General features: G+C 63.7%; 10 protein-coding genes. 7 read left to right on the top strand and 3 right to left on the bottom strand.

Annotated features, from left to right (window positions below):
* Both ACTIIH_RS14820 and ACTIIH_RS14825 read right to left on the bottom strand, forming a co-directional pair.
* Nucleotides 1-272, bottom strand: a 272-nt coding sequence (locus ACTIIH_RS14820; RefSeq protein ID WP_441452674.1) for a MerR family transcriptional regulator, incomplete at its 3' end; no start/stop codon positions are given.
* Nucleotides 273-543: 271 nt separating this feature from the next.
* Nucleotides 544-1386 (bottom strand): lysophospholipid acyltransferase family protein, encoded by an 843-nt coding sequence (locus ACTIIH_RS14825; protein ID WP_441452670.1) that lies wholly within the window; start codon nucleotides 1384-1386, stop codon nucleotides 544-546.
* 105 nt (nucleotides 1387-1491) lie between these two features.
* Between ACTIIH_RS14825 and ACTIIH_RS14830 the strand changes: the two genes are divergently transcribed.
* The 3 genes from ACTIIH_RS14830 to ACTIIH_RS14840 are packed head-to-tail and all read left to right on the top strand — an operon-like array spanning nucleotide 1492 to nucleotide 4566.
* Nucleotides 1492-2280 (top strand): alpha/beta hydrolase, encoded by a 789-nt coding sequence (locus tag ACTIIH_RS14830; protein ID WP_441452671.1) that lies wholly within the window; start codon nucleotides 1492-1494, stop codon nucleotides 2278-2280.
* Between the two features lie 28 nt (nucleotides 2281-2308).
* The gene (locus tag ACTIIH_RS14835) at nucleotides 2309-2761 is read left to right on the top strand and encodes a hypothetical protein (protein ID WP_441452672.1); all 453 of its coding nucleotides are present in this window, start codon (nucleotides 2309-2311) and stop codon (nucleotides 2759-2761) included.
* 47 nt (nucleotides 2762-2808) lie between these two features.
* Nucleotides 2809-4566 (top strand): DEDD exonuclease domain-containing protein, encoded by a 1758-nt coding sequence (locus tag ACTIIH_RS14840; RefSeq protein ID WP_441452673.1) that lies wholly within the window; start codon nucleotides 2809-2811, stop codon nucleotides 4564-4566.
* Here the strand turns inward: ACTIIH_RS14840 and trpD are convergent.
* Nucleotides 4534-5655 (bottom strand): anthranilate phosphoribosyltransferase, encoded by a 1122-nt coding sequence (trpD, locus tag ACTIIH_RS14845; protein WP_441089863.1) that lies wholly within the window; start codon nucleotides 5653-5655, stop codon nucleotides 4534-4536. The two genes, ACTIIH_RS14840 and trpD, sit on opposite strands and share 33 nt — an antisense overlap.
* Before the next feature lie 215 nt (nucleotides 5656-5870).
* Between trpD and ctaE the strand changes: the two genes are divergently transcribed.
* The 4 genes from ctaE to qcrB are packed head-to-tail and all read left to right on the top strand — an operon-like array spanning nucleotide 5871 to nucleotide 10067.
* Nucleotides 5871-6509: an aa3-type cytochrome oxidase subunit III gene (ctaE, locus tag ACTIIH_RS14850; RefSeq protein WP_441089862.1), complete on the top strand. Its 639-nt coding sequence runs from the start codon at nucleotides 5871-5873 to the stop codon at nucleotides 6507-6509.
* A 57-nt stretch (nucleotides 6510-6566) separates the two neighbouring features.
* On the top strand, nucleotides 6567-7352 hold the full coding sequence (gene qcrC / locus ACTIIH_RS14855; protein ID WP_432791661.1) for a cytochrome bc1 complex diheme cytochrome c subunit: 786 nt from the start codon (nucleotides 6567-6569) through the stop codon (nucleotides 7350-7352).
* A gap of 49 nt (nucleotides 7353-7401) precedes the next feature.
* Nucleotides 7402-8445, top strand: a complete 1044-nt coding sequence (qcrA, locus tag ACTIIH_RS14860; RefSeq protein WP_441089861.1) for a cytochrome bc1 complex Rieske iron-sulfur subunit — start codon at nucleotides 7402-7404, stop codon at nucleotides 8443-8445.
* Nucleotides 8442-10067, top strand: coding sequence for a cytochrome bc1 complex cytochrome b subunit (gene qcrB / locus ACTIIH_RS14865; RefSeq protein WP_441089860.1), 1626 nt, complete (start codon nucleotides 8442-8444; stop codon nucleotides 10065-10067). Before qcrA ends, qcrB begins: the two co-directional genes overlap by 4 nt.
* Nucleotides 10068-10764: the final 697 nt, after the last annotated feature.

Genomic DNA, 10764 nt, shown 5'->3' on the forward strand with positions numbered 1-10764 from the left:
ATCGACTGCAGCCCGACGCCGGTGTCGAGGAGTCGCTTGACGATCTTGAGGACGAGAATGTCACGGAAGCTGTAGAGCCGCTGGCTGCCGGATCCGGTCGCATTGCGGATCGACGGGGTCACCAGATCGGTGCGTGCCCAGTAGTCGAGACGACGATAGCTGATGCCGACGACCTTGCAGACGGTGGGACCGCGGTAGCCAGCCTCTTCATCGAGTACGGGCAGATCATCATCGAACAGCAGGCCTTGGGCCGCTGACGGCATCGGCGTCATGTCGACGCTTTCATGACTTGAGCGGTTCACACCGACTCCTCCTTTAAGTCCCTGGGGGAAGCGAAGGTCGCTTGGAAGGACCGAGAACAAAGTCATTCTAGCCCTCTTCCCAGCGAACCTACAGTGGGATTCAACAACTCCAAGTTATTCTGCCGTCCCAGCCAGGACAAACACCCCAAGGTAACAATTTCCGCGTGTCGCTGTTACCGCAGTATTCGAACACGTCACATGGATGTCATTCAGGCAGCTGAGGGCGGTCCGAGGCGAGGAATCAGGATGACGTCGGCGGCCCGTCGCTGCCGGATTCCGGCTCGTCCCGGCCCGAGGAGCCCAGCGTCTTCGCCTCTCCCCTGCCTGTCGTCGCGCCGACGTCCTTGGGCGCGCCCTTGGCTTTGGCCGCGTCCTTTTCGGTTTCCGACTTCTTCGGCTTCGCACTCGTCAGCAGCTTGGTCTTGACCGTCGACGCATAGGTGTCGACGTATTCCTGACCCGACAGGCGCATGATCTCGTACATGATCTCGTCGGTGACCGACCGCAGCATGAAACGGTCGACCGGCAGCCCCGAATACTTCGAGAAGTCCATCGGTGCGCCGAAGACGACGCCGACTCGCCGGAGTTTGGGGACGAGGCGACCGGCCGGCTGCAGCTTGTCCGTGCCGATGATCGCGACCGGAACCACGGGAGCGCCGGACTCGAGGACGAGACGTGCGATGCCGGTGCGTCCGCGGTAGAGCTTTCCGTCGGGCGAGCGGGTGCCTTCGGGGTAGATGCCCAGGGAATTGCCTTCGCCAAGGACTTTCAGCCCAGATTCGAGAGAGGCCTGAGATCCGGATCCTCCGCCGCGGTCCATGGGCAGCTGGTTATTGAGTTTGAAGAACCAGCGGGTCACCGCGCCTTTGATTCCGCGACCGGTGAAGTAGTCCTTCTTCGCCAGGTAGACGACGGGGCGCGGAGCGAGCAGAGGGACGAAGATCGAATCCATGAAGTGGTTGTGGTTTCCCGCGATGATCGCAGGGCCCTCGGCAGGAAGATTGTCCAGGCCACGTACCCACGGACGGAAGAGGATACGCAGGATGGGTCCGGCGAGAATTCGCTTGAGAAACCAGTAGAACACGCGCACCCTTCCGACTACGACTCTTTGTCGTCCTCGGCAATCATATATCGATAGGAACGGTGAACAGCGAAGTCCGCTGCCACACATCCGTGCCATGATGGAGACATGGAGATCGATTTCACACTCAGAGCGGATCCGACGGCCGCCTACCGCCGCCGTGCTGCTGGTTCGTCCGCTGCGGTCCTGTTCCTGCACGGACTCACCGGCTCTCCTGTCTCCTGGGTGCCGATCGCCCGTGCGGTCGAGGGGCGGGGCATCGACGTCAGCGTTCCCCTGCTGCCCGGTCACGGCACCTCGTGGCGGGACATGGACGCCACCGGGTGGTCCGACTGGTTCGGCGCGGCGCGCACCGAGCTGGGTCGCCTGCAGGCCGACCACGACAGGGTCATCGTCGCCGGGCTGTCGATGGGCGGGTCCCTGGCGTTGGCTCTGGGCGCCGCGGAGGGGGCTGCCGATGAGATCATCGTCGTCAATCCCGCCCTCTTCGTCGACTCCCCCTTCGCTCCCCTGCTGCCGGTCCTCCGGCATGTCGTGCGGACGATTCCGTCGATCGGCGGCGATATCGCCCACCCGGACCGCGACGAGTGCGCTTACGAGCGGACCCCTGTGGCTCCCCTGGCGACGTTCCATCGTGCGTTGAAGACTCTGCGCGAGGATCTGTGGAAGGTCGACCGCCCCGTGACCGCAATGATCTCCGGTGAGGACAATATCGTCGGTCCGCGCACGCTGCGTGTGCTGCGATCGGACCTCCCGCGGCCGCCGAGCATCATCGCTCTGCGTCACTCCCGTCATGTCGCCACCCTCGACTTCGATGCGCACACCATCGCCGAGGTGGTCCTGGAGGCAGCTCGCACCGAGGCGGCCGTGCCGTTCCCGTCGGAGACCGGGGAATAGCCGAGCCCACGGAATTGCTGACGCAGATATGAACGACGACGGCAGCGCTTCGACTCCCGATGACGAGGGTCGGGAGGATTGGCGTGGAGACGTTCCCGACCCGGAGAAGATCGGACACGACCGATCGCGCATCAGCGACGAGGAGTGGGACGACCTCGTCCGGCAGATCGCCGAGCCCTCCGCCGCCATGGGCGATATGCCCGCCGAGGATGTTCGCGACGCACTCGAGGACACCGATCACTGGGAGCCCGAGCCGGCGGAGCCCATCGGGTGGCGCACCGCTTCGCCCACCCTCGTGCTGTCCTGGGCCGCCGCCCTCGGAGCAGTCGTGCTCCTGCTCATCGGCGTCGTCTTCTTCCGACCGCTGCCGGGCTGGTACCTGCTCATCGGTCTGACCGTCGGCATCGGCGGAGCGGTCGGACTGTTCTTCCACCTGCCGAGTCATCGGTCCGCCGATGACGGCGACGGATCCTCGGTGTGAATGGTGCTGATCGCTTCGCGTCAGCCGCACCTGAGAGACTAAATGTCATGACCGTCCCGTTCGACCGTGCCCCCAGCGCACTGCACAATTCTCAGCTGTCCTTCGACAGCCTCGGCACTCCTCTGTCCGATGTCACCTTCGTCATCGTCGACCTCGAGACGACCGGCACCCGGGCGGGGCAGTCGGAGATCACCGAGATCGGTGCGGTCAAGACCCGCGGCGGTGAGGTCATCGGAGAGTTCCAGACGCTGGTCAAGCCGGAGCACTCGGTGATCAGCCCCTTCGTCGCCCGGCTCACCGGCATCACTCATGCGATGGTCGATGACGCCCCACCGATCAGCTCGGTGCTGCCGAGCTTCCTCGAATTCTCCATCGGTGCGGTGCTGGTGGCCCACAACGCGCCTTTCGACATCGGCTTCCTCCGCTCGGCCTGTGAACGTCTCGACTATCACTGGCCGGCTCCGACGGTCCTCGACACCGTCACTCTCGCCCGTCGCGTCGTCGGTCGTGACGAAGTGCGCAATCACAAGCTCTCGACCCTGGCCGCTCATTTCGGCACCCAGGTCGAACCCGATCACCGTGCGCTCTCCGATGCTCGCGCGACCGGCGAGCTCCTCCATCATCTGTTCGAACGCTTCGGCGGCTACGGGGTGACGACTCTCGAGGAGCTGTCCACCGTCAGGCAGTCGGGGTGGGCGAAGCGACAGGCCAAATCCCATCTGGCCAAGGGCGTTCCCGCCGAACCCGGCGTGTATATGTTCCTCGACGGCACTCGCCGTGTGCTCTACATCGGCAAGTCCGGGAATATGGCCCGACGGGTGCGCGGGTATTTCAACGCCTCGGAGAACCGCGGGCGCATGGCCGAGATGATCACCGCGGCACAGGAGGTCAGCTGCCTGCCCTGCGCGCACGCGTTGGAAGCCGAGGTCCGCGAGATCCGCCTCATCGGCGAGCTGGCGCCTCCGTACAACCGACGATCGAAGAATCCGGACCGCAGTTCCTGGATCGTGCTCAGTGATGAGCTCTTCCCGCGGCTGTCGGTGGTCCGGGCGAATTCGGCCCTGGAACGCTCCCCCGCCCCGCCGCTGGGACCGTTCCGATCGCGGAAATCCGCGCAAGCCGTCAAGGAGCTCCTCGACACCCTCTACCCGGTCAAGAGGTGCACGACGACGATCACGAAGCGCAGCCTCGGCGAGCATCGTCCGTGCGTGAGCGCCCAGGTCGGTCAGTGCGGCGGCCCATGCGCGGGGATCACGGACGTCGATGACTACCTGAGCTCCATCAGGGAGCTGTTCGAGCTCGTCGCCGGGGACCTGTCGTCCCTGCAGCGCTTGGCTGCAGAGCGGATGCGGCGATTGGCCGGTGAGGCTCGTTACGAGACGGCAGCCGAGGTTCGTGACGCGCTGCGCAGCGCGGTGTCGATCGCTGCTCGGGCCGAGCAGGTGTTGGCTCTGCGCAGGATTCCCGAACTGGTTGCGGCGGCGCCCGGATCCGAGGCCGGCTGGGATCTGGCGATCATCCGGCACGGAAAACTCGCCGGGGCCGGCCATGTGTCGGCCAGAGCGGCGATGGCCGATTCGCTGGCGGTGCTGGCCCCGACCGCGGAATGGGTGCCTGCTCCCGGCACGCTGCCGCAGGAGACGGACTCTCTGCCGGAGGAGACGCGACTGCTGGCCGGCTGGCTGGAGACCGCCGAACTCATCTCTGTGACCCCGGCAGACGATCGTGGCTGGTCGCTGCCTCGACAGGGAGCGACCAGCCACGCTCAGTCCTCAGGAGCGATTCGTCTCAGCGACCCGATGTGAGACGTCGATGAGCTGTTGGAGTTTGTCCGCACCGCCGCCGTTGTCGATCGTGTTCACCGCAGTCTCGAGCTTGAGAGCCAGGCGCTCGGTGAACGTGCCCACAGCCGATTCGTCGGCGGCCACGAGAGCCGCTGCGGCGTTGATGGCCACGATGTCGCGCACGGCTGATCGCTCACCGTCGAGGACAGCTCGGGTGATGGCGGCATTCTCGTCCGGACCTCCTCCGCGCAGATCGTCCTTCGTCGCCCGCTCGATGCCGAGGTCGAGCGCGTCGAAGGTCGTGTGCTCGATCTCGCCGTGACGGACCTCCCACACATCGTTGACAGCAGTGTTGCTCAGCTCATCGAGTCCGTCTCGTGACCGGAACACCACAGCCTGATGTCCGCGCTTGGCCAGGGTGCCGACGACGAGCGGAGCCATCTGCGCGTCGGCGACTCCGATGGCCGTATGCCGCGCCCGGGCCGGGTTCGTCAGGGGTCCGAGGATGTTGAAGGCGGTAGGGACGTTGATCTGCCGCCGCACTGCCGCGACGAACTGCATCGAGGGATGGAAGACGTTGGCGAAGCAGAAGGCCAGCCCGACCTCCTGGGCGATCTGACCGGTCTGTTCGGGAGTGATGTCGAACCGCACCCCGAGTGCTTCGAGCACATCGGCGGAGCCGGATGCCGAGGATGTCGCACGGTTGCCGTGTTTGACGACGCGCTGCCCGGTCGCGGAGATGATCATGGCCGCGGTCGAGGAGATGTTCGCCGTCTTCGCGCGGTCCCCGCCGGTGCCGACGATGTCGACGGAGTCTTCGAGCCCGGGCAGGGGCACGGCGTGGTCCATCATCGCCGCCACCAGTCCGGCGATCTCTTCGACCGTCTCGCCCTTTGTGTGGTGCGCGGCCAGAAATGCGGCCATTGTCACATCCGGAGTCATGCCCGACATGATCTGGTCCATCGCCCAAGCCGCCTGAACGCCGTCGAGGTCCTGCTGATGCATGAGAGCCATCAGCAGGTCCGGCCAGTTCTGAGTGGCTGCCTCGACCTCGCTGCGGGACTCCGACACGTGCGTCGCCGGGGTGGTCAGGGGCGTGGAATCAGTCATCCGTATGAACTCTCACTAGGCGTTCTCACCGTCCCGCAGAAGGGGACGTTCCTTACCTGCGGCATACTATCGCGACTTCGACACGCGGGCGGAAGCTGCCCCCGGAACGAGATTTCGGCACCAGATCGGGGTTTTTGCTACGTCGTGTAGAAATTTCTTTCTCGAAACCTGGGTAAAAGATGAAAACTCACCCCGAGACGGGTAATAATGGGGTTGTGTCAACTGCCACTGCATCTCAAACAGCGCCAGCACATCCGGTTGTCAATCGTCCGAATGTGACCACGGTGGGCTTCATCGTGTTCCTCGCGAGCGACCTGATGTTCTTTGCCGCGCTCTTCGCCATGTACTTCACCATCCGGTCCGTCGTTCCGGAGCTGTGGGAGACGAGGACTGAGATCCTCGACATCCCCTACGCTCTCGGCAACACGCTGATCCTGGTGTCGTCTTCGTTCACCTGCCAGCTCGGTGTGTTCGCAGCCGAGAGGTTCCGCCCCCGGCGGACCGGCTCGCTGTTCAACATCGCCAAATGGGGAATGGTCGAGTGGTTCTACCTCACCTTCGCCCTGGGCGCGGTCTTCGTCTCCGGCCAGGTCATGGAGTACGCGACCCTCGTCAGCGAGGGCATCTCGATCAATACTGATGGCTACGGTTCCGTCTTCTACCTGACCACTGGTTTCCACGGTATCCACGTGACCATCGGTCTCATCTGCTTCCTGCTCGTCATCGGACGTGCCTACGGGGCAAAGAAGTTCGGTCACCACGAAGCCACCTTCGCAATCTGCGTGTCCTACTACTGGCACTTCGTCGATGTCGTCTGGATCGGTCTGTTCGGCGTCATCTACCTCCTCCAATAGGCGGACTGAGATGCTCGGCCCCCAGGACTCACAACACTTCAAGCAAAGGACGATCAAGTGAAGCTTCTAGCAGATCGCCGCAGACATCCCATGGCGCTGGTCGCGCTGCTTCTCGTGGGACTGCTGCTGACCGGCGGAGCCTATGCACTCTTCACGCAGACTTCGAGCGCCAAGGCGGACACCGCCAGCGCCTCTGACATCGAAGAAGGCAAGAAACTCTTCGCGGCCAACTGCGCCACCTGTCACGGCATGAACGCCGAAGGCTCGAAGGCCGGCCCCGGACTCATCGGCGTCGGCGCCGCTGCTGTTGACTTCCAGGTCGGCACCGGACGCATGCCGCTGCAGGCCAACGGCCCGCAGGCTCGCGTCAAGGAACCTCAGTTCGACGATGAGCAGACCGCCCAGCTCGCTGCCTATGTTGCTTCGCTCGGACCAGGACCGGCAGTTCCCGAGGACGAGTACCTCGATGCTTCGAAGGGCGACCCCGCGGCAGGCGGCGGTCTGTTCCGCACCAACTGCGCCATGTGCCACAACGTGGTCGGCTCCGGCGGTGCTCTGACACGCGGCAAGTACGCACCGAACCTGTCCGAAGTCTCCGAGAAGCACCTCTACGAAGCGATGCAGACCGGCCCGCAGAACATGCCGATCTTCAACGACGCGAACCTGACTCCCGACGACAAACGCGATGTCATCGCCTACGTCAAGGAAGTCTCGGACAACCCCTCCCCCGGCGGATTCAAGCTCGGATCCCTGGGTCCGGTGGCTGAGGGCCTGTTCATCTGGTTCTTCGGTCTTGCTGCCGTCATCGGTCTGACAGTGTGGCTGTCTTCGAGGGCCAAGTGAGTCCGACAGTGTCGTACACCATCAATTACGAGAAAAGACGGGGAATTCAATGACCTCGAAAGAGCACTCCGGCGGCGGCAGCCAGCTCGAGGAGTTGAACGGGTTCACGAACCCGGGCCTGCCCGAGCACAAACCACGGCTGACCGACTCGGACCCACGCGCCGAGAAGGTCGCCGAACGACAGGTGGCCGCCTGGTTCATCCTCTCGATGATCGGAACCATCTGGTTCATCGTGGCCTACTTCCTGTTCACTCCGGGCGAATCGATGCAGAGCATCCGCCTCCACAACATGTTCGTCGGCCTCGGTGCCGCTGTCGCGATGTTCTCCATCGGCTTCGGAGCTGTGCTCTGGGCCAAGAACCTCATGAGCGACCACGAGGGCATCGACGAACGCCATGACATCGGCGGCAGCGAAGAAGATCAGGCGATTGCGCTCGAGATCCTTCACCAGGCCAAGGAGGAGTCGGGCATCGCCCGTCGTCCTCTGCTGCGCAACACACTCATCGCCGCACTTGCGATCGCACCGCTTCCGGCGGTCCTCGTCTTCCGCGATCTCGGCCCGCTGCCGGGCGACAAGATGTTCAACACGCTGTGGCAGCAGGGCACTCGCCTCATCCGCGATGTCGGCGGAATCCCGTCGGTCGAGTCAGAACGTCCGATTCGGGCCGACGAAGTCACAATCGGCTCGGCTTACCACGTCCTTCCCTCGGGCATCGGCGACGAGGAAGCCAGCGAGCACCCGCTGGACGAGAAGGCCAAAGCGGCCGTGCTTCTCATGCGCATCGATCCCAAGGAGCTCAAAGAGGATCCGGATCGCAAGGACTGGTCGCACGACGGCATCGTCGCCTACTCGAAGATCTGCACCCACGTCGGCTGCCCGGTCGCACTGTACGAGCACCAGACGCACCACCTGCTGTGCCCCTGCCACCAGTCGACCTTCGACGTGACGGAACACTGCAAGGTCATCTTCGGCCCGGCCAAACGACCGCTTCCTCAGCTGCCCATCACCGTGGACAGCGAAGGCTACCTGGTTGCCCAGTCGGACTTCCCTGAGCCTGTCGGACCTACGTTCTGGGAGATCAACCACCCATGAGTACTACACAGCCAACCACCACTATCGGGAAGGCGGCGAACTTCGCCGAAACCCGCGTCGGGGCATCTGTCCTCGTGCGCGAGTTCGGTCGCAAGATCTTCCCCTCCCACTGGTCGTTCATGCTCGGCGAGGTTGCTCTCTACAGCTTCATCATCGTCGTCCTGTCCGGAACGTTCCTGACGTTCTTCTTCCAGCCGGCCATGGGTGAGCTCCATTATGACGGACCCTGGCTGCCGCTGCGCGGCGTCGAGATCTCCGAAGCCTATGACTCGACACTCGCGATCTCCCTCGAGATCCGCGGCGGTCTGTTCATCCGACAGATGCACCACTGGGGGGCCCTGCTCTTCGTCGCAGCACTGAGCGTCCACATGCTCCGTGTGTTCTTCACCGGCGCCTTCCGTCGCCCACGAGAGCTGAACTGGGTCGTCGGAGTCCTGCTCGTCATCATGGGCATGGCAGCCGGCTTCACCGGCTACTCGCTGCCTGACGATCTGCTCTCCGGCAACGGACTGCGAATCATCGACGGCATCCTGAAGTCGCTGCCGCTGGTGGGAACCTACATCTCGTTCTTCCTCTTCGGAGGCGAGTTCCCGGGCATCGACATCGTGGCCCGTCTGTACACCCTGCACATCATGATCGTGCCGGCCCTGCTCATCGCGCTCATCGGCATCCACCTGATGTTCGTCGTCGTGCACAAGCACACCCAGTACCCGGGTGCCGGCAACACCGAGAAGAACGTCGTCGGAGAACCCGTTCTCCCGACCTTCGCGGCCAAAGGCGGCGGATTCTTCTTCCTCATCTTCGGACTGCTCTCGCTCATCTCGGCGCTGTTCACGATCAACCCGATCTGGAACTACGGTCCCTACGACCCGTCTCCCGTCTCGGCTGGTACACAGCCTGACTGGTACATCGGCTGGGCCGACGGATTCCTCCGCATCGTTCCGGGATGGTTCGAGTTCTACATCTTCGGATGGCCGATCTCGTTCAACATCAACAGTGCCGTGCTCGTCATGGGCGGCGTGTTCGCTGTCATGTTCATCTACCCCTTCTTCGAGGCGTGGCTGCAGAAGGACCATCGGGAACACCACATTCTCGACCGCCCCCGTAACAACCCGACTCGGACGGCCATCGGCGTTGCAGGAGTCATCTTCTACTGCAATATGTGGGCGGCTGCATCGGGTGACATCATCGCCGTGTTCTTCCAGATGTCGCTCAACGACATGATCTACATCTTCCGGTTCCTGTTCTTCTTCGGACCGATCATCGGCTACGTCATCACCAAACGCATGTGCCTGGCACTCCAGCGCAAGGACCGCGAGATCGCTCTGCACGGACGGGAGACGGCTCACATCATCCGTCTGCCCCACGGTGAGTTCCTCGAACGCCACGAGGCTCTTCCCCCGCACAAGCTGTGGAAGATTACCGCGTTCGAATCGCCTGCCTACGTGCCGGCTCAGCCGAATGCCGAGGGCAAGATCACGGGAATGGAGAAGCTGCGTGCGCGACTGTCACGTTTCTTCTTCGAAGATCGTGTGGCTCCGGTGTCGAAGCAGGAGCTCGAAGCTTCGCACCACGATCACGACGCGGTCGAGGGCTCGAACAGCAACCAGCTCGGTCACTGATCGATTCGACCGGCCACAGCCGAGGGGCTCAGCAGTTCAACTGCTGGGCCCCTCGGTCAATTCATCCGAGGTGCTCATCGCCGTAGCATCGACTCAGCGCCACTCCCCCTCGCTGTGCCGCTCGGCCGGCAGCAGTCGGCCGGCAGCAGTCGACTCTCCCTCAACAGTCAGCATCGGCAAGAGGCGTGCCTCACAGCGTCACCAGAGACATGCTGGCTGAACCCCAGCGGACGACCACTGTTGCAGAGAATCTCGGCAAGCACCTGCAGTCGTCTCCCGGCGCGAGCGTCGGGCGTACGCTGAAGCAGTCCCCTGGCCGGGGCACCTGTCTGAAGGACGAGTCACCGACTCAGCTCTGGTGGACCGGTCACCGACCCAGCGTTCCTGCACGCACATCCGCAGCGTTCGGAGATCCCGTTTCTGCGACTGCGAAATGACACAGAGGACCCAATTGCGGTCGCCCCATCTCCTCGCAGGGTCGCAGCGGCACGCAAAAGCTGGCGGCCGCCGCCATGTCAGGCAAGGCAAAAGGACCCACTTGAACCCGCTCACGGCCATGTGGGGCCCTCGGTCCGGCCTGTGTGGAGCCCTGGTATACGGCCTGTGTGGAGCCCGACAAAAACGCCCGAGGGCAAACCAAGGGGCCGCAGACGCTGCCGAGTCGAACCGTGGTGGGCCAACGCGGCGCTTCGATAGC

The organism is Brevibacterium sp., from assembly GCF_052105255.1.
GTDB classification, from domain to species: Bacteria; Actinomycetota; Actinomycetes; order Actinomycetales; family Brevibacteriaceae; genus Brevibacterium; species Brevibacterium linens_B.